At 31.0% G+C, this 22,734-nt stretch carries 24 protein-coding genes; 17 read left to right on the top strand and 7 right to left on the bottom strand.

The features are described from left to right. Positions 1-10: 10 nt before the first annotated feature. A complete protein-coding gene (gene rpmH, locus EV195_RS11425) occupies positions 11-172 on the bottom strand; it encodes a 50S ribosomal protein L34 (protein WP_075342879.1) in 162 nt (53 codons plus the stop codon). A 217-nt stretch (positions 173-389) separates the two neighbouring features. Between rpmH and EV195_RS11420 the strand changes: the two genes are divergently transcribed. After that, positions 390-2,003: a CTP synthase gene (locus EV195_RS11420; RefSeq protein ID WP_132795082.1), complete on the top strand. Its 1,614-nt coding sequence runs from the start codon at positions 390-392 to the stop codon at positions 2,001-2,003. A gap of 52 nt (positions 2,004-2,055) precedes the next feature. Here EV195_RS11420 and EV195_RS11415 read toward each other — a convergent pair whose 3' ends face one another. Further along, positions 2,056-3,288 (bottom strand): ABC transporter permease, encoded by a 1,233-nt coding sequence (locus EV195_RS11415; protein WP_132795081.1) that lies wholly within the window; start codon positions 3,286-3,288, stop codon positions 2,056-2,058. 6 nt (positions 3,289-3,294) lie between these two features. On the opposite strand from EV195_RS11415, the gene EV195_RS11410 reads away from it, so the two are divergent. Next, positions 3,295-4,530, top strand: coding sequence for an exo-beta-N-acetylmuramidase NamZ family protein (locus EV195_RS11410; protein WP_132795080.1), 1,236 nt, complete (start codon positions 3,295-3,297; stop codon positions 4,528-4,530). Between the two features lie 160 nt (positions 4,531-4,690). Here the strand turns inward: EV195_RS11410 and EV195_RS11405 are convergent, their stop codons facing one another. Next, positions 4,691-5,689 (bottom strand): PLP-dependent cysteine synthase family protein, encoded by a 999-nt coding sequence (locus EV195_RS11405; protein ID WP_132795079.1) that lies wholly within the window; start codon positions 5,687-5,689, stop codon positions 4,691-4,693. A gap of 65 nt (positions 5,690-5,754) precedes the next feature. After that, positions 5,755-7,917, bottom strand: coding sequence for a S9 family peptidase (locus EV195_RS11400; protein WP_394851311.1), 2,163 nt, complete (start codon positions 7,915-7,917; stop codon positions 5,755-5,757). Positions 7,918-7,983: 66 nt separating this feature from the next. Between EV195_RS11400 and EV195_RS11395 the strand changes: the two genes are divergently transcribed. The 5 genes from EV195_RS11395 to EV195_RS11375 all read left to right on the top strand — a co-directional run bounded on the left by EV195_RS11395 (position 7,984) and on the right by EV195_RS11375 (position 12,600). Further along, complete coding sequence (locus EV195_RS11395; RefSeq protein ID WP_132795078.1) at positions 7,984-8,307, top strand: YbaB/EbfC family nucleoid-associated protein; 324 nt, start codon at positions 7,984-7,986, stop codon at positions 8,305-8,307. A gap of 95 nt (positions 8,308-8,402) precedes the next feature. Then, entirely contained in the window at positions 8,403-8,777 is a 375-nt protein-coding gene (locus tag EV195_RS11390; protein ID WP_132795077.1) for a VOC family protein, read from the top strand. 14 nt (positions 8,778-8,791) lie between these two features. Next, positions 8,792-9,100, top strand: coding sequence for a DUF2752 domain-containing protein (locus tag EV195_RS11385; RefSeq protein ID WP_243693105.1), 309 nt, complete (start codon positions 8,792-8,794; stop codon positions 9,098-9,100). Between the two features lie 13 nt (positions 9,101-9,113). Beyond that, entirely contained in the window at positions 9,114-9,449 is a 336-nt protein-coding gene (locus tag EV195_RS11380) for a CCC motif membrane protein (RefSeq protein WP_132795076.1), read from the top strand. Positions 9,450-9,624: 175 nt separating this feature from the next. Then, a complete protein-coding gene (locus EV195_RS11375) occupies positions 9,625-12,600 on the top strand; it encodes a DEAD/DEAH box helicase (protein WP_132795075.1) in 2,976 nt (991 codons plus the stop codon). A 138-nt stretch (positions 12,601-12,738) separates the two neighbouring features. Here the strand turns inward: EV195_RS11375 and rocD are convergent, their stop codons facing one another. The 3 genes from rocD to EV195_RS11360 form a co-directional block, all read right to left on the bottom strand. After that, a complete protein-coding gene (gene rocD, locus EV195_RS11370) occupies positions 12,739-14,019 on the bottom strand; it encodes an ornithine--oxo-acid transaminase (RefSeq protein WP_132795074.1) in 1,281 nt (426 codons plus the stop codon). A gap of 142 nt (positions 14,020-14,161) precedes the next feature. Next, the gene (locus EV195_RS11365; protein ID WP_132795073.1) at positions 14,162-14,545 is read right to left on the bottom strand and encodes a DUF6768 family protein; all 384 of its coding nucleotides are present in this window, start codon (positions 14,543-14,545) and stop codon (positions 14,162-14,164) included. Then, positions 14,532-15,095, bottom strand: coding sequence for an RNA polymerase sigma factor (locus tag EV195_RS11360; protein WP_132795072.1), 564 nt, complete (start codon positions 15,093-15,095; stop codon positions 14,532-14,534). The genes EV195_RS11365 and EV195_RS11360 overlap by 14 nt, the downstream gene beginning before the upstream one ends. 137 nt (positions 15,096-15,232) lie before the next feature. Here EV195_RS11360 and EV195_RS11355 point away from each other — a divergent pair, with 137 nt between their 5' ends. The 10 genes from EV195_RS11355 (at position 15,233) to EV195_RS16715 (ending at position 22,696) form a co-directional block, all read left to right on the top strand. Beyond that, positions 15,233-15,586 carry a hypothetical protein gene (locus EV195_RS11355; RefSeq protein WP_132795071.1) on the top strand — a complete coding sequence of 118 codons (354 nt, stop codon included), beginning with the start codon at positions 15,233-15,235 and terminating at the stop codon, positions 15,584-15,586. A 109-nt stretch (positions 15,587-15,695) separates the two neighbouring features. Next, positions 15,696-17,147 (top strand): 23S rRNA (uracil(1939)-C(5))-methyltransferase RlmD, encoded by a 1,452-nt coding sequence (gene rlmD / locus EV195_RS11350; protein WP_132795070.1) that lies wholly within the window; start codon positions 15,696-15,698, stop codon positions 17,145-17,147. Positions 17,148-17,153: 6 nt separating this feature from the next. Continuing rightward, on the top strand, positions 17,154-17,639 hold the full coding sequence (locus EV195_RS11345) for a DUF6452 family protein (protein ID WP_243693104.1): 486 nt from the start codon (positions 17,154-17,156) through the stop codon (positions 17,637-17,639). Next, positions 17,614-18,339, top strand: coding sequence for a DUF6048 family protein (locus EV195_RS11340; RefSeq protein ID WP_132795069.1), 726 nt, complete (start codon positions 17,614-17,616; stop codon positions 18,337-18,339). The genes EV195_RS11345 and EV195_RS11340 overlap by 26 nt, the downstream gene beginning before the upstream one ends. A 61-nt stretch (positions 18,340-18,400) precedes the next feature. Next, positions 18,401-19,348, top strand: coding sequence for an isopenicillin N synthase family dioxygenase (locus tag EV195_RS11335; RefSeq protein ID WP_132795068.1), 948 nt, complete (start codon positions 18,401-18,403; stop codon positions 19,346-19,348). Between the two features lie 2 nt (positions 19,349-19,350). Next, complete coding sequence (locus EV195_RS11330; RefSeq protein ID WP_132795067.1) at positions 19,351-19,674, top strand: translation initiation factor; 324 nt, start codon at positions 19,351-19,353, stop codon at positions 19,672-19,674. A 174-nt stretch (positions 19,675-19,848) separates the two neighbouring features. Continuing rightward, positions 19,849-20,787, top strand: a complete 939-nt coding sequence (locus EV195_RS11325; protein ID WP_132795066.1) for a DUF1835 domain-containing protein — start codon at positions 19,849-19,851, stop codon at positions 20,785-20,787. Further along, positions 20,787-21,656 (top strand): nucleoside phosphorylase, encoded by an 870-nt coding sequence (locus EV195_RS11320; RefSeq protein WP_132795065.1) that lies wholly within the window; start codon positions 20,787-20,789, stop codon positions 21,654-21,656. The genes EV195_RS11325 and EV195_RS11320 overlap by 1 nt, the downstream gene beginning before the upstream one ends. Beyond that, entirely contained in the window at positions 21,657-22,511 is an 855-nt protein-coding gene (locus EV195_RS11315; RefSeq protein WP_132795064.1) for a substrate-binding domain-containing protein, read from the top strand. 23 nt (positions 22,512-22,534) lie between these two features. Then, entirely contained in the window at positions 22,535-22,696 is a 162-nt protein-coding gene (locus EV195_RS16715; RefSeq protein ID WP_165915725.1) for a hypothetical protein, read from the top strand. Positions 22,697-22,734: the final 38 nt, after the last annotated feature.

The following is a 22,734-nucleotide window of genomic DNA, read 5'->3' as shown; positions in this document are numbered from 1 at the left end:
CTCTAAATCATTATTTTTTCGGTCTTGATTCAGACGAAACCGTTAATTTCTTTCTTCCTTTTGCTCTTCTTCTAGCTAATACTTTTCTACCATTAGCAGAAGCCATTCTTTCTCGGAAACCGTGTTTGTTTCTTCTCTTTCTTTTCGATGGTTGGTAAGTTCTTTTACTCATTATAAATAATACTTGAAATATTCAAAAATTAAATTTGCTAATAGTGAAATTCCGACTGCTAAAAGCGTTGGCAAATATACAACAGTTTTTCTTTCTGACAAGCTATTGAATATTTTTTTTAATAATTTTTTTTTGAGCCCTTGAGCTTGTCATTTTTCAACATTTTTTCATTGAGGAACGTAGGATTGTTATTACTTTTGCGCAAACCTAATACTGCATGAACAACACAAAATATGTATTTGTAACTGGAGGAGTTACTTCTTCTTTAGGAAAAGGAATTATTGCTGCCTCTTTAGCAAAATTACTACAAGAAAGAGGATATTCCGTTACTATACAGAAATTAGATCCATACATTAATATAGACCCAGGTACTTTAAATCCTTATGAACATGGAGAATGTTATGTAACTGATGATGGTGCTGAAACTGATTTAGACTTAGGACACTATGAGCGTTTCTTAAACATTCCTACTTCACAAGCTAATAATGTTACTACAGGAAGAATTTATCAATCTGTAATAAATAAAGAGCGAAAAGGAGAGTTCTTAGGGAAAACAGTACAAGTTATTCCTCATATAACGGATGAGATTAAACACCGAATTAAACTATTAGGGAATACTGGAGAATTTGATATTGTAATTACAGAAATAGGTGGTACCGTTGGTGATATTGAATCATTACCTTATATAGAAGCTGTTCGACAATTACAATGGGAATTAAGCGAAGACAATGCAATTGTAATTCATTTAACACTTGTTCCTTACTTAGCAGCCGCAGGAGAATTAAAAACAAAACCTACTCAGCATTCTGTTAAAATGTTAATGCAAAGTGGTATTGGTCCAGATATTTTAGTGTGCCGTTCGGAGCATGAAATTTCTGAAGATATAAAGAAAAAATTAGCATTATTCTGTAATGTAAAACAACAAGATGTTATTCAATCATTAGATGCTGAAACTATTTATGATGTTCCTAACCTAATGTTTGATGAAGGTTTAGACAATGTTGTTTTAAAGAAATTAAACCTACCTGCTGATAAACAACCAGACTTAAAAGAATGGAATTGTTTTGTAAAAAAATATAAAAATCCTAAGCAAGAGATTGAAATTGGATTGATAGGTAAATATGTTGAATTACATGATTCTTACAAATCAATCACTGAAGCTTTTATTCATGCTGGTTCTACTCATGAAACTAAGATCAATGTTCGTTGGATACATTCAGAAGAATTAGAAGTTGGTAGCGTGGAAAAACAATTAAAAGGTGTTGATGGTATTTTAGTAGCTCCTGGTTTTGGTGAAAGAGGTATAGAAGGAAAAATTGATGCTGTTAAGTATGCTCGCGAAAACAACATTCCTTTTTTAGGTATTTGTTTAGGTATGCAAATGGCTGTTATTGAATTTGCAAGAAATGTTTTAGGTTTAAAAGACGCAAATTCTACTGAAATGAACGAAGAAACTCCTAATCCAGTGATTAACCTAATGGAAGAGCAAAAAGAAATTACCAATATGGGAGGAACAATGCGTTTAGGAGCTTGGGATTGTGAATTGGTTAAAGATTCTAAAACTTATAATGCTTATAAAAACTCACTTATAAGCGAGCGTCATAGACATCGCTATGAATTTAATAGTGATTATAAAGAGCAAATTGAAGCAGCTGGTATGTTAGCTACTGGAGTAAATCCTAAAACGGGGTTGGTAGAGGTTGTAGAAATTCCTTCTCACCCTTGGTTTGTTGGAGTACAATATCATCCAGAATATAAGAGTACAGTTTTAAATCCGCATCCATTATTCTTAAGTTTTATTGAAGCTTCAATAAAGTATTCTAAAAAATAATATTGAAAAATATTATTAATAATAGAAAGCATTCACATTTGTGGATGCTTTTTTATTCGAATTTTATTGACCTAGATGGGTGAATTTTCGAAACTATTTTTGAAGGAATAATTAGCATCAGTAAACACAATACTAAGGTTCCTAAGTTTAACAATACAAAATGTAGTATGTTAATATTAACTGGCACAGTAGAAACGTAATATGTTTCAGGGTTTAATTCAATAATTTTAAAATACTTCTGAATTAATAACAATCCTAACCCTATAATATTACCCCAAAACAAACCTCTTACTATTAAATAAGAAGCGTTATATAAAAACACTTTTTGAATTTCCCAATTAGAACTTCCCAGTGTTTTTAAAATTCCTACCATTTGAACACGCTCTAAAATCAATACTAACAAAGCTGTTATCATATTAATTCCCGCGATTACGACCATAATTGCGATAATAAACCAGACATTATTATCAAATAATTTTACCCATTCAAAAATAGCTGGATAGTTATCGATAATAGTAACTGCATTTAAAGTAGCTCCAATATTACTGTAAACCTGATTTCCTTTTTCTTGCAACTCATCAAAATCCTCTAACATTACTTCAAAACCACCAACTTCATTTTCTTTCCACTTATTGATTCTTTGCACTTCCTTTAAATCACCAACCATGATTGCATTATCAAACTCTTCAAATCCTGTGTTATATATACCCACTATTACCGGTTTTCTCATTTTAAAACCAGTGGCAGTAGCACTCTCGAACCATGCTTGTAATGTATCGTTTAAATGCAGTTGTAATCTATCTACAATAGATTTAGAAATTAGTACTTCTCTATTTCTAGGTTGGTTGTAGTTTGGCAATCTACCTTCAACTAAAAATTCATTGAAAAAAGAATAATCATAATCCGCATTTACACCTTTAAAAACAATTCCCTGAAAATCGGTCGGAGTTCTCAAAATTCCTCCTTTATTAATAAAAGGCTGTACCTTTTTTATTCCCTCTATATTTTTAAAACTCGGATAAAAATCTTGTTCTAAACTTAGAGGTACTGTAGAAACATCAGAATTATTATTATCGTAATTTGAAATTTGTATATGCCCTTTGAATCCTGCTAATTTATCTCTTATCTTTTGCTGAAAGCCAGAGCTCACAGCCACAGAAACTAACATAATAGCAATACCAAGTGTAATAGCTACAATAGCAATTTTTATTATTGGAGATGATATACTACTTTTATGCTCTTTACCTGCAATAATTCGTTTGGCAATAAATAATTCGTAATTCAAAAATTCATGATTTATAACACCATCAAAAGTACATATTTATTCTTGTTTATCTTCAGTATTTTTTGTGAGGTATCTTGTAAACAAATACCTCCAACAGCAAATAATACCAAAAATGTAATTGAGAAAAAAATTATAACTGGTGCAGACAGAACGTCGGAATATATTCCTCTATTAAAAGGTAAAAAAGTAGCTATTGTTGCCAATCAAACTTCTATTATCCAAAAGAAATCAAAATTCAATCCTGATATTACCTCTTTCCATTTAGTTGATTACATTCATAACTCAAAAGATATAGAAGTTGTAAGAGTATTCGCTCCAGAACATGGTTTTAGAGGAAAGGCTGATGCTGGTGAGCTCATTAAAGATGGTATTGATACCAAAACAGGTTTACCTATTATTTCTTTGTATGGAAAAAATAAAAAACCTTCAAATGAACAATTAAAAGGGATAGACATGGTTGTTTTTGATATTCAAGATGTTGGTGTTCGATTTTACACCTATATTTCTACACTTCATTATGTAATGGAAGCTTGTGCTGAAAATAATATTCCTTTGATTTTTTTAGACAGACCAAATCCGAATGCTCATTATATAGACGGACCTATTTTGGAACAAGAGCATCAAAGTTTTGTGGGAATGCATCCTGTTCCTGTAGTATATGGAATGACGATTGGCGAGTATGGAAAAATGATTAATGGTGAAGGATGGCTTCACAATAAGATGAAATGTGATTTAACAATTATCCAGATGGAGCATTACTCGCATGATAAAAAATATAGTTTACCTGTAAAACCTTCTCCAAACTTACCAAATGATGTTTCTATAAACCTCTACCCTAGTCTTTGTTTTTTTGAAGGAACTAATGTTTCTGCTGGAAGAGGAACCGAAAATCAATTTCAAATTTATGGTTCTCCATTTTTAAAAGGATTTGACTATAAATTCACTCCTTTTTCAAATGAAGGGGCTAAATATCCTAAACACAAAGAGAAAACTTGTTATGGTGAAGATTTAAGTAATACAGATCAATTATCTGAAATAAACTTATCATGGTTAGTAAAAGCGTATCGTCAAACAGAAAAAAAAGAAGAATTTTTTAATGATTTTTTTGTCAAACTAGCTGGAACTAAACAGTTACAACAACAAATAGAAAATAATCTTACAGAAAAAGAAATTAAAAACTCTTGGAAAGAAGGATTGGAAAAATTTAGAAAGATTAGAAGTAAGTATCTACTTTACAAATAGAAATATAAAAATTTTAAATCGCTTACTAAATATAAATTATTACGTCAACCTGAAGTTGTTTCAGGTTCTCAAAGTAAAGAATTCACATTTTAGGAGGATGAGATTCCGAAATAAATTCGGAATAACTATTGCAAGTATATAAAATACTTATCAAGTAACTTTACATAAAACCTTGTTCTTTCATCCAATCATCAGAATATACCTTGTCCATATAACGAATTCCGTGGTCTGGTAACACCATTACCACAAGACTATTTTCATCAAACATTCCTGCTTCAGCATATTGCTTTGTTGCTTGAATTACAGCGCCTGATGTATAACCACAAAACAATCCTTCTTGCTTAACTAACTCTCTACAGGCGAATGCCGCATCTTCATCAGTTATTTTTTCGTACACATCAACAATGTCAAAATCGGTAGCTGTTGGAATTAAATTTTTTCCTAAACCTTCAATTTTATAAGGAGAAATTTCATCAGGATCAAACTCTTTAGTTTCATGATATTTTTTAATCACAGAACCTACAGCATCTACACCTAAAACTTTAATGTTTGGATTTTGTTCTTTTAAATATCTTCCAGTTCCTGAAATAGTTCCTCCTGTTCCACTGGCAGCAATAAAATGAGTGATCTTACCTTGCGTTTGTTCCCATATTTCTGGACCAGTAGTGGTGTAATGAGCTTCAATATTTAACTCGTTAAAATATTGATTGATATATATCGATTTTGGAGTTTCTCTATGTAATCGTTTTGCTGTTTCGTAGTATGATCTTGGATCTGTAGCTGGAACATTAGCCGGACAAACATGTACCTCTGCTCCCATAGCTTTAAGTACTTCAATCTTATCTTGAGAAGATTTATCACTAACTGCCAAAATACAACGGTATCCTTTAATTAAGCTAATCATAGCTAAACTAAAACCAGTATTTCCAGAGGTAGTTTCGACAATAGTACTTATTCCTGGTTTTAAAATTCCTTTTTTCTCAGCACTTTCTACTATATGTAACGCAATTCTATCTTTAGCAGAATGACCTGGATTAAACGCTTCTATTTTAGCATAGAAACTCCCTGGTAAGTCATTAGTGATACGTTGAAGTTTCACTATGGGGGTTTGACCAATTAATTCTAGTACGGAGTTTACTATTACTTTGTTTCTATCCATCAAAATGCTTCATAAAAAAACCTGATAGTGATTACCATCAGGTTTAAATCGGTGCAAAAATATAATTATTTTTCTAACTTATCCTCTAAAGCTAAAAAGAAGCTATATTCTCTTGCTGTTTCTTTTAATGAATCGAACCTTCCAGAAGCTCCACCATGTCCAGCTTCCATGTTCGTATGTAAGAACAATAAATTATTGTCGGTTTTTAATTCACGTAATTTAGCTACCCATTTCGCAGGCTCCCAATATTGCACTTGACTATCATGCAAACCTGTAGTAACTAACATATTAGGATACTCTTTTGCTTCTACTTGATCGTAAGGCGAGTACGATTTAATATAATCGTAGTATTCTTTATCATTAGGATTCCCCCATTCATCATATTCTCCAGTTGTTAACGGAATACTGTCGTCTAACATCGTAGAAATCACATCTACAAATGGTACTGCTGCAATTACTCCGTTGTATAGTTCTGGATTCATATTAATAACAGCTCCCATTAATAGTCCTCCTGCTGAACCTCCCATAGCATATAAATGCTCCGGAGACGTATAACCATTTTCAATTAGATATTTAGAACAGTCGATAAAATCGGTAAATGTATTTTTCTTGTTCAACATTTTACCATCGTCATACCATTCTCTACCTAAATACTGACTTCCTCTAATATGTGCTAATGCAAAAATAAATCCGCGATCTAATAAACTCAAACGAGTGGTTGAAAAACCATCTGGAATGGTATACCCATAAGAACCATAAGCATATTGTAAAACTGGAGTGTTTTTATCTATCTTGGTATCTTTTCTATGTACAATCGATAAGGCAACTTTTTTACCATCTCTGGCAGTTACCCAAATTCTTTTACTTACATAATTCTCTTTCTTAAACTTTCCTCCTAATACTTCTTGCTCTTTTTTGATTTCTTTAGACTGATCTTTCATGTTAAAATCAATAACAGAACTAGGAGTTGTCATAGAATTGTAAGAGTACCTAATAACATCTGTTTCAAAATCTGGATTAGAGTATACACCAGCAGAATAGGTTTCTTCATCAAACGGTAAGTAATAATCTTCTTTACCATCCCAACGTTTTATTCTTATTTTGAATAATCCGTTGTTTCTTTCTTCTAAAACTAAATAATCTTTAAAAATTGAGAAATCTTCAAAAAACACATCTTCTCTGTGCGGAATAACATCTACCCAATTTTCTTTAGTAGTATTATTTTCTGGAGTCTTCATTAACTTAAAGTTAGTTGCTCCATCTTTGTTAGTTTTTATGTAGAAATGATCTTCGTAGTGAGCAATATCATACTCTAAATCACGCTCTCGTGGTTGAATTACTCTAAAAGTCCCATCAGGATTGTCAGCTTCTAAAACTTGGTATTCACTAGAAACTGTACTGTAAGAACCAATAACTACATATTTCTTAGATTTTGTTTTAGATATAAATACTCCAAAAGTTTCATCCTCTTCTTCGAAAACCAATACATCTTCTGAAGTATCTGTTCCTAAAGTATGCTTGTAAATTTGATAACTACGAAGTGTAACTGGGTCTTTTTTGGTATAGAATAATGTTTTATTGTCATTAGCCCATACACTTCCTCCAGTAGTGTTTTCTATTTTATCGTCATAAACCTCATTGGTTTCTAAATTTTTAACCTGAATGATATATTGACGACGACTTACAGTATCTATTGCAAAAGCTGCTAATTTATTGTCAGGAGAAACATTTAAACCTCCTAACTGAAAATAATCATGTCCTTCTGCTTCTTTATTTACATCAAACATGATTTCTTCTTGAGCTTCTAAATTACTTTTCTTTCTAGAATAAATAGGATATTGTTGTCCTTTCTCATAACGTGTTATGTAAAAATAACCGTTTCTTTTATAAGGCACTGACTCATCGTCTTCTTTAATCCTACCCTTCATTTCCTCAAACAATTGCTTTTGAAAATCGTTGGTATACCCCATTACATCTTCAAAATACTTGTTTTCAGCATTTAGATAATCGTATACTTTTTGAGTTTGCTCATCCTTGTTTTCTGCGTTTTTTTGGTCATCGGTTAAACGCATCCAGAAATAATCATCGATACGAATATCTCCGTGCTTTTCTAGTTTTTTTGGTTGTTTCTCTGCTACTGGCGGAGTACTGTTATTTTTCATCTTCTCTTTTTTGCAGGAAGCAAAAATAACACTTAAACTAATACTTAATAAAAGAATTTTTTTCATTTGATTTATTTTGGTTCAGTAATGTAGTAATTTTGCAACACAATTATTTTAAAAAATATTTAAATTATGTTTGGAGATTTATCAGGAATGATGGATAAGCTTAAAAAAGCTCAAGAAAAAGTTGAAGAAACAAAACTACGTTTAAATACGGTTTTAATTGATGAAGCTAGCGCTGATGGAAACATTAAAGTAACCGTTACTGCTAATAGAGAAATAAAGGCTATTTCTATAAATGAGAGCTTATTAAATGATACTGAAGAGTTAGAAGATTATTTAATTTTAACGTTAAACAAAGCTTTAAAAAGAGCTGGAGAAATAAACGAACAAGAAATGGCCATTGCTGCTAAAAGTGGTATGCCTAATATTCCTGGAATGGATATGTTTAAATAGTTGAAATGAATAATTTAAAGTTAGAAGTTAGAAGTTTGATTAACTTTAGACTTTAGACTTTAGACTTTAGACTTTAGACTTTAGACTTAAATAATATGAATCTAAATCAAGTTACTGTTCCTTCTTTAAACCTTTTAAAAGCCATCCCTTTTTACGAAAAATTAGGATTAAAACTTATTGTTAAATCTTTACCTCATTACGCACGATTTGAATGTCCTAACGGAACCTCTACATTTTCTATTCATTTAGTAGATGAATTACCTCAAGTAAACGGAATTTACGTTTATTTTGAATGTGAAAATTTGGATGATAAAGTTCAAGAATTAAAAGAACAAGGTATTCTTTTTGAGCAAGAACCAAAGGATGAAAGCTGGTTATGGAGAGAAGCTAAACTTAAAGATTTTGATGGAAATCAGTTGATACTATTTTATGGAGGTGATAACAGGTTAAACCCGCCTTGGAGAATTTGATAGATTCATTTAAAATGAAAACTGAAAAGAAAAGTAAAACAGAAGACTACATGTTACCTTGTCTGAATAAAAAAATATTTGGTTTTGACTGTCCGGGTTGTGGTTTTCAACGTTCTGCTGTTATGGTTTCTAAAGGAGAATTTAAAGAAGCTTTTGAAATGTTTCCTGCAATTTACACAACAATTACATTTGTATTAGCTGTAATATTTCACTTTTTAGTAAAGAAAAAAATCACTTCTAAAATTTTAATTATTTTGGCTATTCTAAACGTTTCAGTTATTATTATAGCTTACGTTCTAAAAATGAATAAATTAATAAACTAACTAAAAATATACTATGTTTGAATTTGAACAACGAAAACTACCTAATGCAACCCCTGTTTTAGTTTTAGGAATATTATCTATACTAACTTGCTGTTGTTATGGTGTCTTAGGAATTATTATTGGAGTTATTGCCTTAGTACTATATAAGCAAGACAAACAATTATATGATAAAAATCCAAGTGTTTATGAGAATTACTCAAATTTAAACACAGGAAGAATTTTAGCAATCATTGGAATTGTGTTAAGCATTTTTGCTCTTTTATATTACATTTGGATTTTCAATTATATTGGATGGGAAAATTTTGGTGACCCACAAAAAATGCAAGAAAGACTAAACGAATTACAATAAACTAATTCACTTTTTTTTAAGAAACTAATTTTTGTAACAGTTTTACAATCAAGATACAAAAAGCAGACTTTTTAAAAGTCTGCTTTTTTTCGTTAATAAAAAGTAGCACAAAAAGAGTTCCTAACTTTTTAATTCTTCTATTTTCGCCAACTTCTACAAAAATCGGGGGATTAATATGGCAGAAAAAAAATGGTTGCAATACTATAAAAACAGTTTAGTTGATAGTGAAAATTTAGCTATCGACATTACCAAAATTAAAAATCTATATCATCAAAACGACTCTAACTTAAGCAACGCTTTTATTAACCAAAAACAAGCAGTTCAATTAATCGATGCTGAAGAGAGAAGAATTAACAGACTGCGTGGAGTTCTTAAAAAAGAGAGTAGTCAATGGCGAAAAATTGAAGAAATTAGAATTTTAATTGCTCCATTTCATTTAGAATATCAAACTGATAATCCTCAATTTAAACAACGTACTATTTATCCTTTTTGGATGAATGCAACCGTAAATAGATTAGGACAATTAACTGCTCCAAGAGATTTGTTTCCGTTGATTGTGCGAAACTATATGACGCCAATAGCAGATCTTAAAAATGATTTCATCTTTACTTCAATTGATAACGTAGAAAGTGCTAGAGAAATTGAGCCTCCTGTTTCAGAAAATGAAGATGAAATTATTCCATGGAATGAATATTGGAACTATATAAACGAAGTGTTTTACGCAATTACTTTTAAGAACTTAACGTATTACAGAGTTGATAGATATTACACAAAATTTCAACTAACCTATTTTGCGATAAGTTCTAAAATATCCACCGCAAAAAGTATTGTTTTCTTATATGATAATTTATTACAGAATGAAGAGCAATTGCCTTTACTTTCAAAAATAATTAATCCTACACAAGTACAAAAGAGAGACGCAATTACAGACAATGATTTTTTAAGATACAATCACTTACATCTTGGTCAAATGTCTAACCGTTTTCCTTTGTCTGTAACCCAACGTAAAACTTTACTCTCTTATTTATCTGCTGAAGAAAGTTCTGTAACAGCTGTAAATGGTCCTCCAGGCACTGGTAAAACAACATTATTACAAAGTTTAGTAGCAACAGAACTTGTAAAAAGTGCAATTATTGGAGAGGAAGCTCCGTTAATATTAGCTTGTTCAAATAATAACCAAGCAGTAACCAACATTATCGATAGTTTTATCAATTCTAAAAGTAGTTTAAGTGAGCTATCAGAAAGGTGGATTCCAGATTTTAAAGGATATGCTACCTACTTACCTTCCAATGGAAAAAATGAGAAGTATTTGGGTGATGTCAATTACTTAAAAGGTAATTTATTTAAACACGAAGGGACTTTATGTGATCTTGAAAACCCAGAATATTTAAATGAGGCTGAATATTATTTTCTATCACAATTCAACGCCTATTTTGAAAATCAATTAGAATCTATTGAAGATGCTATTGAACATATTCAAGATGAAATTGTTGTTATAGAAGAACTTTTGATTGATAGCGTTACGTTTCCTAACAACTATTTACAATCTATTAAGTTTATTAATAAATTTCTTATCAATGAAACTGATTACATTGATAGAGATCTTTTAAACATCACAAAGATTAATGAATGGCGAACGATATTAAACTCGTTAAAAGCTGCTTTTAAAAAACCCGAGTATCTTTCATTAGTCAACCAATACTTTACTTCAAACTCTAGTGGTACTTCTGAAAGTAATGATTGTATTTTTAAAACTAAGGAATCAATACTCAACGATAAAACAAAAATTCATGAGTTAATAAAAGAACTGATTAAGAATTTAACTGTTGCCTTACAATCAAATTTAAAGCTAAAAGATTGGCGACAAAAAGTAGCTATTGAAAGTTTTCCTATTCTTAAAGAAGAAAGATTATGGGAATCTGAATTTGAAAAGCTAGAAACTAAAAACTTTACACCTCGTTTTTATTATGATGAGATTGATGTTTCTCTTCGTCATAAAGCATTTCTTTTAGCTACTCATTATTGGGAAGGCAGATGGATTTTAGCCACTAAAGAAGCGCTAGAAGAAAACACAGAAAAAGGAACTGGTGAACAAGCTATCATATTAAAATGGAAACGTAGAGCAATGTTAACACCTTGTTTTGTATCTACTTTTTATACTGCTCCAAGTCATTTTTTATATAGTCAATTTCAAGGTGAAAATGAGAATGGAAAACCAATATTTCAATACTTTCCATTATATAATTTTATCGATTTATTAATTATTGATGAAGCAGGCCAAGTTACCCCTGAAGTAAGTATTCCTGTGTTTTCTATAGCTAAGAAAGCTTTTGTAATTGGCGATTTAAAACAAATTGAACCTATTTGGACAATTCCTTCTAGAATAGACAGAGGAAATTTATCAAGTTTAAACATCATTCAAAACGAACAAGAAATCCCATATTTAGAAGAATCTGGTTTTTTAGCTTCAAACGGTTGTATTATGAAAATGGCTCAAAATTCTTGTGAGTTTGAAACTCCAATTGATGATAAAAAAGAACAGGGGTTAATCCTACTAGAACATAGAAGATGTAATGATGAAATTATTAATTTCTGTAATGAATTAGCCTATGACGGTATTTTAAAACCTATGAAAGGTAAAGCCAAAAAAGACCAAGCTTTTCCATCAATGATGGCATATCATATAGAAGGTTTTAGCGAACAAAAATACAACAGCCGTCAGAACCTACAGGAAGTTAAAGCTATTATTACTTGGTTACAACAGAATAAAGAAAAAATTCAAGACACTTACGAGGTTGATAACATTGAAGAAGTATTAGGAATTATTACGCCTTTTGCGAGTCAAAAAGGAGAACTTTCAAAAGCGTTGATAGATGCTGGTTACAAAGTAAACGATATTAAATTAGGAACAGTTCATGCTTTACAAGGTGCAGAACGAGATATCATTTTATTCAGTTCCGTTTACACAGCTAATGATGAAGGCACTATGTTTTTTGAAAAAGATAACAAACCTAACATGTTAAATGTATCAGTATCGAGAGCAAAAGATAGCTTTATTTTATTTGGAGATACTCGAATTTTTGATGAAACTCAAGATACACCATCAGGAGTATTAAAAAGACATTTAAATATCTATGAAATGGCTAATTAACATAGAGTTAGCAGTTAGCAGTTAGCAGTTAGCAGTTAGCAGTTAGCAGTTTAATATAAAAACAAAAAGATTTGGAAGTTAATTTCCAAATCTTTTGCTTTTATGGTTGATATTAGTTTTTTAAAAACCTGATGTCTTTTATTTTTCGAATTCTAAAATTGTTTTCTTGATAATAGAAATACAATCTCTTAATTCTTCTTCATTCATTACTAAAGGCGGAGCAAATCTAATAATATTCCCATGAGTTGGTTTTGCTAGCAATCCGTTGTCACGTAATCTCATACAGATATTCCAAGCGGTATCACTTTCTTCAGTATCGTTAATTACAATGGCGTTTAACAATCCTTTACCTCTAACTAACGTTACTAACTGCGTTTCGTCAACTAACTTTCCAATTTCTTCACGGAAAATCTTTCCTAAACGATCTGCATTTTCGGCTAAGTTTTCATCTCTTACAACTTCTAATGCAGCTATTGCAACAGCCGCTGCAATTGGATTTCCTCCAAAAGTCGAACCGTGATTTCCAGGACGAATTACATTCATAATTTCGTCGTTTGCTAATACAGCAGATACTGGATATGCACCTCCACTTAACGCCTTTCCTAAGATTAAAATATCTGGTTTTACCTCTGGTGTTCCAGAACAGTTTTTATCTTCACAAGAACAGTTTCCACAAGTAGCTAATAAACGTCCAGTTCTTGCGATACCCGTTTGAACTTCATCTGCTATAAATAACACATTATACTTTTCACATAATCCTTTTGCTGCTGCTAAATATCCTTCAGACGGAACATAAACTCCAGCTTCACCTTGAATTGGTTCAGCCATAAAACCTGCTACATTTTTGTTGTTTTTTAACGCATCTTCTAAAGCTGTTAAGTTATCGTACTCAATTTTGATAAATCCTTTTGTAAAGGGACCAAAGTTCTTACGTGCTACAGGATCATTAGAAAATGAAATAATTGTGGTAGTTCTTCCGTGAAAGTTATTCTTACACACAATAATTTCTGCTTCATTCTCATCGATTCCTTTTACTTCATAAGCCCATTTTCTACATATTTTCAATGCAGTTTCAACAGCTTCTGCTCCTGTATTCATTGGTAACAACTTATCGAAACCAAAATACTCAGTTGCAAATTTTTCATACTGACCTAACATATCGTTATAAAAAGCACGAGATGTTAAGGTTAAGGTTTTTGCTTGATTCACCATAGCATCCACAATTTTTGGATGACAATGTCCTTGATTTACTGCAGAGTACGCCGATAGGAAATCATAATATTTTTTTCCTTCTACATCCCACACATAAACGCCTTCTCCTTTACTTAAAACTACAGGTAACGGATGGTAGTTATGGGCACCATACTTGTTTTCTAAATCGATTGCTTGCTGTGAAGTTAATTTTTCTAAAACAGCCATTTCTTTAATTTTTAAAAATTTATAAAATAACCATTCCTACTGTACCTTTATTCTTTCGAAAAAGCTTCGAAAAAGCAGCGTGGGAGAGAAATCATCCCTAAGAGATGCGCAATTTATTAAATATTAACTTCGCTTTAAAATGTTACTTCGATATTTTTCCTGATAAAGATGAAACTTGTAATTCCAATCGTTTTATTTCTCTTAACAAAGCCTTTTTATCCATTTGCATCCAAGTGTAAAACTTCAACATAGAAGATGCCATCAAACTTATTGAACCAACTACTGCCCAACGAATTAGTTCATTTGTTTGGGTAGCATTAAAAAAATGAATTGCACAATATACAAACACTCCAAACCAAATTACCTGAACAATACTCATCACAATAGTAATCCAACTATTTTTCCCATTAAAAACACCAAACATCATTTGCCACAAATTTTGTTCTTCCAACTCATCATAAAATTTTGCTTCTTCTTTCGTTAGTGTCTCTTTAATTAACTCATCTAAATCTTTATATTCTTCCATTTTTTCTATATTTTATTACTACTTTTTTTAATTGTTCTCGAGCATGAAATAGCCTCGACTTTGTTGTTCCTACAGAAATACCCAAAACCTCTGCTATTTCTTTTAATAAATAATTCTGCACATAAAACAATTGTAATACTTGTTGATGATCTATACTTAAATTCTTAATCTCTTTTAATAAAATAACTTTTACTTCATCATCAGCTTCTTCATTTTCTTCGTTATTTTTAGAAATGGCTAATTGATATTCTTCAATTCGTTTATCAGTTCGCTGTTGATCTCTCAAAAAATCAATTGCTTTGCGATTTACAATGCTTATCGCCCAACTTTTAAATTTATATGGGTCTTTTAATTCAGTAAGTTTATGATAAATTACTGTCCAACTATCTTGAGCTATATCTTTAGCTATTGCGGTATCTTTTACATACCAATTCGCTAGCTTGCAAAACCAAACATGCCATCGATTTACTAATGCAACAAATGCATAAGAATCTCCAGACTGGTAGTCTAAAATTAACTTTGCATCTATTTCTTTATCCTTGTTTTTCATTAGTTAGCTTTCATAGTATTGACGATGAAATAATTAAAAAGGTTCATTTTTTTTTAGATTATAGCTTCATTTGTGACATAATAATTCAAAAAGTGTCTAAAGATGTAGTAACAATTAATAATTTTAAATTACAAATTATGAATTTATTAAAGAAAACAGCAGTATTATTATTAATGTCTGCAATTGTATTTTTACAAAGTTGTTCAGGGTGTGATAATGAAAACCCAACTGCTAAAGTTTCTAATTTAGGAACCGATGAAGTAAGCGTACAAGTAAAGACGACTGGAGGAAATACTGAAAATCTAAACAATATTGCTCCGAATGGAACTTCCGCGACAACAAGTTATGCTCCTGGAGAAATCACATATACTATTGTACTAAAAGGAGGTGAAGAACTCGTTGAAGTTGTAACACTAGACTATTGTGAAGATTATACTATTACAGTAAATAGCGACAATACTATTAGTACGACATCTAATCCTAGAGATTAAAGTTTACTAACATCAAATAGAAAATCGTCCTTTCGGACGATTTTTTTGTTTTATAGAAACTTATAACCACCTAAGTTTTACTAATTTTGCAGACCTTAAATTATAACAGATGCCAAGAAGAGAACGCAATAAATTTGTAAAGCGCGGTGAAGTAATTGAATTGCTAATTGAAGAGTATGCCTTTGGCGGTAAAGGTATTGGTAAAATTCGATCTGAATTGGGTGAATTTGTAGTATTCGTACCAAATACACTACCGGGACAACTAGTAAAAGCTAGAGTTGCAAAATCTCAAAAAAAATATGCCGAGTGTAAATTAATTGAAGTTCTTAAACCTTCGGAAGATGAAGTTGAAATGAATTATCAAGAGATTCCTGGGGCACCTTACATAAAATTACCAATTGAAAAACAACATCAATATAAATACACGAGTACCTTAGATTTATTTAAAAAAATAGGAAAAGTTGCTACTATTGAAGAGAAGTTTGATGAGTTTGTAAGCTCTCCTAACCTATTTCACTATAGAAATAAAATGGAATACAGTTTCTCTGCAATTGGTTTTGATACAGAGAAAAACACCGATGTAGATGAATTTACACTTGGTTTTAAGAAAAGAGGTGTTTGGTGGATGGGTGAAAATCTTAAAAAAGATTCTGGTTTATTTGATAAAGCTGTTGAAGACAACATCAAAAACATAAAAACGTATTGCGAAAATACAGGATTAGCCCCTTGGCATGGACCTAAAAAAGAAGGTTTTTTCAGATATTTTGTTATTAGAAAATCATATAAAACCAATGAATTACTTTTTAATTTAGTTACTACTTCAGGTGATTTAAATAAGTTCAATTTAGATAAGTTCGCAAACTATTTAGTTGAGCTTTTTGGAGAAAGAGTTGCCGGTTTATTACACACCATTAATGACGAAACTGGTGATAGAACTATTGCTACTTCTGGAAGAATTAAGTTAGTATACGGAAAAAATAAAATTGTAGAGGAACTATTAGGCTTAAACTTTGAAATAAGTATGAAAAGCTTTTTTCAAACCAATCCTAAATCTGCCGAGAAATTGTACTCGAAAGTTATTGAATACGCTCTAGAAAATAAAGAAGCTATTGATAATACAGTTGTAATGGATTTATTCTGTGGAACGGGAACTATTGGTCAAATTTTAGCTTCTAAAGGAACAAATACAAAAATTATCGGTGTTGACATCGTTGCTTCTGCTATTCAAGACGCAAAGAAAAATGCCAAAAGAAATAATATAGATGGTGTTGAGTTTTACGCTGCTGATGTTGGTAAATTTTTACAAGAACATCCTGAATTTAATAATAAAATTAGAACTATAATTTTAGATCCTGCGAGAGCTGGAATTGCCCCAAAAACACTTAAAAAAATCATAAATCTAAATGCAGATAGAATGGTTTATGTATCTTGTAACCCAGCTACGCAAGCAAGAGATACAGAGCAATTAATTGAAGCTGGATATAATTTAAAGAAAATCAGTTTGGTTGATCAATTTCCACATACTGCTCATATTGAAACCGTAGTATTGTTTGAAAAATAAGGTATTATGAAAATCTTGAAACAGTTATTTGTTTTCGCACTTCTTATGATTACAGTTATTTCCTGTGAAAAAGATGATTTTTGTGAATTCAGCTCACCTACACCAAGTTTGGTACTTCGCTTTTATGATAAAGTTGAAAATGATGAATTAAAAATTGTTCAACGCTTGTCTATTATTGCTCAAGGTAAATCAGATAGTTTATACAGAAATATTTCAGTAGATAGCATTGCTATTCCTTTAAATTCAAATGCTACGGAAACAATTTATACGTTTAAAAGAAATGAAGTTGATGGGAATGTAGCCAATAATGAAATTGCAACTTTAACTATAAGATATACACCTGAAGAAGAATACTTATCTCGTTCTTGTGGATTTAGATATGTATTTAAAGACATCACTTTTGAAAAAACAGACTGGATTGACAGCTTATCTATAACAACTTTAGAATCTATAACTTCACAACAAAATGCGCACGTTAACATTTTTCATTAATCTTTGTTTACTTCTAAGTTTTACTTGTATTAATTCGCAAAACTTGTTGGCTAAAAAAGAAAGTAAACAAGACTCAATTGTTTACAAAACTGGTTACGGGCTTCGTCTTGGTTTAGATCTTAGTAAAGCAGGATTAAGTTTTTTTGATAAGAGTTATAATGGGTTAGAAATTGTAGGTGATTACCGTATTTCTTCTCGTTGGTATTTAGCTGCTGAAATTGGTTACGAAGAAGAAATCACTTTTGAAGACTATACAACTTCATCTTCAAAAGGAAACTATATTAGAATTGGTGCTAATTATAACACCTATAATAACTGGCTCGACATGAATAACGAAATTTATGTTGGAGGAAGGTATGGTGTTGCTATTTTTGATCATACATTAAATAGTTATACTCCAAATGTTACTACTGGAAGTACTAATGTTCCAATTTACTTTCCCACTTCACCTGTTACAACTCCAATTACAGAAACAGGATTAACAGGCCAATGGTTAGAGTTTGTCTTTGGAATTAAAGCAGAAACATTTAAAAACTTGTTTGTCGGATTTAGTGGTTCTTTTAAAATTGTAACTGCTATGGAAGATCAATTAGGTTTTAAAACCTTATATGCTCCTGGATTCAATGAAGTACTAGATAGCGGTACAGGTTTCGGTTTTAATTATACACTTACCTACTTAATTCCTTTTGTTAATAAATAATTTTAGAGCATACCTCCTATTTTACTACCTTTACACTAAGTAATAAACAAACTTATTAACAATGGATAGAATACCTAGTGTTGATCTAAGAGACTTTTTGTCTGGAGATGAAAGTAGAAAGCAAAAATTTATTAATGAAATTGGTCATGCTTACGAAAACATAGGATTTGTTGCCTTAAAAGGACACTTTTTAGACAATGAATTAGTAGAGAATTTATACGAGCAAATCAAAAAGTTTTTTGAGTTACCAGTTGATACAAAACAGAAATATGAAATTCCTGGTATTGGTGGTCAACGTGGTTATGTTTCATTTGGAAAAGAAAGTGCTAAAGGAAAAAAAGAAGGAGACTTAAAAGAGTTTTGGCACTTTGGACAGTATGTAGAAAATAATCCAAAGTTAGAAGAAGAGTATCCAGATAATGTTATTGTAGAAGAGCTTCCAGAGTTTAATGAAGTTGGAAAACAAACCTATAAAATGTTAGAAAAAACTGCTAAATATGTATTACGCTCTTTAGCATTACATTTAGGTTTAGAGGAAACATACTTTGATCAATATATTTTTAATGGGAATAGTATCTTAAGACCTATTCATTACCCTCCAATTAAAGAGGAACCTAAAGGGGCTGTTAGAGCTGCTGCTCATGGCGATATTAATTTAATTACTCTTTTAATGGGAGCTCATGGTAAAGGTTTACAGGTTCAAAATCATGAAGGAGAATGGATTGATGCCATTGCTGAACCAGACGAATTAATGATTAATGTTGGAGATATGTTATCTAGACATAGTAACAACAAACTTAAGTCTACAATTCATAGAGTAGTAAATCCACCTAAAGAATTATGGGGAACTTCACGTTATTCAATTCCTTTCTTTATGCATCCAATATCTGACATGAAATTAGATGTTTTAGACAACTGTATTGATACTGAAAACCCTAAGCAATTTGAAGATATTACTGCTGGAGAATTTTTAAACGAAAGATTAAGAGAACTTGGGTTAATTAAGTAATTATGGATTTACAAGATCAACTTAAAAACCTTTTTCCTGATCATCAATTTGAAGAACCAACTCCTGAAGAAAAACCTGATGTTTGGTTACAAGAAGAACCTTTACTTTGTAAATATGAAAAACGTAAAGGTAAACCTACCACAATTATAGATGGTTACAATGGAGCTACTGAAGATTTTAAAAAATTAGCCAAAGAAATTAAAACAAAACTTTCAGTTGGCGGAAGCTTTAAGGATGATACTATAATTATTCAAGGTGATTATCGAGATACAATTATGGAACTTTTAAAAGAGAAAGGTTTCAATGTAAAAAGAGTTGGTGGTTAGCTAAATTTTACTGTTAACAGGTTTTAGAAATCGCCTTACCACTGTTTTTTAAAATTTACTTTTTTAACATAAAGTTTATCAATATCGTAAAAATAATTCACAAACAAAACAATATTCTAAGAGTATTGTTTTTTTTTATTAATATTGATAAATTTTTTTATTAAGTCCCTACAAATGAGTTCTTTTTTACACATCACAAATGGTGATTCTACAACCAAAATTTTAGAAAACCTTTCTATAGAAGGTGAAATTATCACGTGGCGTGAAATGCTATGTGAAGGTAAAACTACGAGAGATGTTGGAAGTGAAGATTTTTGGAAAACACGTTTTGATTTTTTACATAATGCCTATAAAGTAACCAAAAAAACATTTATAGATTTTACACTAAAAGAATACAGAAACCTCTGTAAACAAAATCAAGATGAAATTGTTTTATGGTTTGATTACGACTTATTTTGCCAAGTAAATATGTTGGCCGTAGTTAGTTGGTTAAAAAAATACCGAAAAGGAAGAAACATCACCATCATACAAAGTGGTAAATCTGAAAACCGTTCTAAAATGGTTGGTTTTGCTCATTTAACTAAAGAAGAACTTATCAATTTATATCAAAATAGAGTTCAACTTACACAAGATGATATTGAATATGCCGATTATATTTGGCAGTTGTATTGTTCAGACAGTCCTTTACGACTTGAAACAGTTCATAAATTCAACCCTTCATCTCCTTTTATTTATTTAACTGAAGCTATAAGTGCACACTTAAAACGCTTTCCATCTGTTAATAACGGTTTAAACAGCATTGAAAACACTATTATAAAAACTGCATATAACTCAAAACCAAGTTCTGAAACTAAATTGATTCAACAGTTATTAGAAGAACAAGATATTTACGGATTTGGAGATCTTCAGTACGCGCACAAGATTAAAGAATTGAAAAAGTTATTTTCTTCCTTTAATCCAGTTAAGTTAAATAAAGACGGAATTAAGGTGTTGAATAATCAAATTAACTACTACAGAGAATTACGTTCTGATTTTTCGTATCTTGGCGGAGCAAAAAAATACAGTTATCTGTATATGAATGCTAACGACAAGTTATTGAAATTAACATCTTAATGAATATTCAAAATTCTGAACTAATCTTAAATCCAGATGGTAGTATTTATCATCTAAATTTAAGACCCGAACATATAGCTACCGATATTATTTTTGTTGGAGATCAAGATAGAGTTGACAAAGTAACACAACACTTTGATTCTATTGAATTTACAACTCAAAAAAGAGAGTTTAAAACTTCAACTGGATATTACAAAGGAAAACGTTTATCTGTAATTTCTACTGGTATTGGACCAGATAATATAGATATTGTTATAAACGAGTTAGACGCATTAGTTAATATCGATTTAGAAACTAGACAAGTAAAGGAAAAGCATACTGCTTTACATATTACAAGAATTGGAACTTCTGGTTCTTTACAACATGACATTCCTGTTGATTCTTTTTTACTAAGCTCACATTCTCTTGACATTAACGGAATGCTACACGCTTATCAAATTGAGGACATTTCAAATCCTGAAATTGAAGAAGCATTTGTAGCACATACGCAATGGTCAAGTAAAAAAGCGTATCCAATTATAATTGAAAACTCTAAAGAACTAGAAACAAAGCTTTTTTCAGAGCAAACTTATAAAGGAATTACAGCAACTGCGGGTGGTTTTTACGGACCTCAAGGCCGTGTATTAAGATTGCCTTTACAAGACCCAAACATCAATAAGAAAATAGATAGTTTTAACTACAACGGTAATCGAATTACCAATTTAGAAATGGAAACTTCTGCTATTTACGGATTATCAAAATTATTAGGACATCATGCTTGCTCTATGAATGCTATTTTGGCTAATAGAGCCATAGGAACTTTTAGTGCTAATCCAAAGCAGTTAGTAGAAAAATTAATTATATACACGTTAGATAAATTAGTTGAATAAATGCTGGATTTAAAAGTTGGTGGTGTTCCAGAACATTTTAACTACCCTTGGTACATTACACTTAAAAACAAAGAGTACACAAAACAAAAAATCAACCTTCGTTGGACAGATTTTTCTGGTGGAACTGGAGCCATGTGTAAAGCTTTACGAGAAAGCGAAATAGATATTGCCATTGTTTTAACGGAAGGGATTATTAAAGACATCATTGATGGAAATCCTTCAAAAATCTTACAAACTTTTGTACAAAGTCCTTTAGTTTGGGGAATTCACGTTGGGGCAAAATCAAAATTTAAAACAATACAAGATTTAGAACATGCTACTGTAGCTATCAGTAGATTTGGTTCTGGATCGCATTTAATGGCTATTGTTAATGCTTACAATAATGGCTGGGACATTGATAAATTAAAATTTAAAGTAGTTAAAAATCTTCAGGGAGGAATAGATGCTTTAACCAATGGTGACGCCGATTATTTTATGTGGGAGCATTTTACTACTAAACCCTATGTAGACGAAGGTATTTTTAGAAGAGTTGGTGATTGCCCTACTCCATGGCCTTGTTTTGTGATTGCTGTTAGAGACGAAGTATTAGCAAACAATCCTGAACAAATAAAAACAGTCTTGAATATTATTAATTCTTGTACTGAAAACTTTAAAGAAATTCCAGATATCGATAAAACATTATCGATAAGGTATGAACAACAACTTAATGATATTCAAGAATGGCTTTCAATTACTGAATGGAACGATGGAAAACCAATCACAAAAAATTTATTGACACGTATTCAAAATAAAATGGTTGGCTTTAACGTTATATCGGAGAAGATTAATTCTGATAGATTAATTAAAAATTTGTAAATTTAACGCCTAAATAAGATAAAATGAAAAGAGTAGTATTTATTGCAATTTGTATTGTTGGTTCTTTAGGATTAATTTCGTGTGGTAGTACAGCACCTTGTGGCTTATCACAAAACACAAAAACTAAGCAAACTCAACAAAACTATCAACAAGAGGTTGTTGTTGCTGAGGCAACAGCAGAATAAGTTGATTGTTCTTTTTTCAAATTCAATAAATCCGCTTT

This window comes from Tenacibaculum skagerrakense (assembly GCF_004345825.1).
Lineage (GTDB): Bacteria > Bacteroidota > Bacteroidia > Flavobacteriales > Flavobacteriaceae > Polaribacter > Polaribacter skagerrakensis.
Note: the sequence above shows the minus strand (reverse complement) of the source record. Positions and strands in the feature narration are given on the sequence as shown.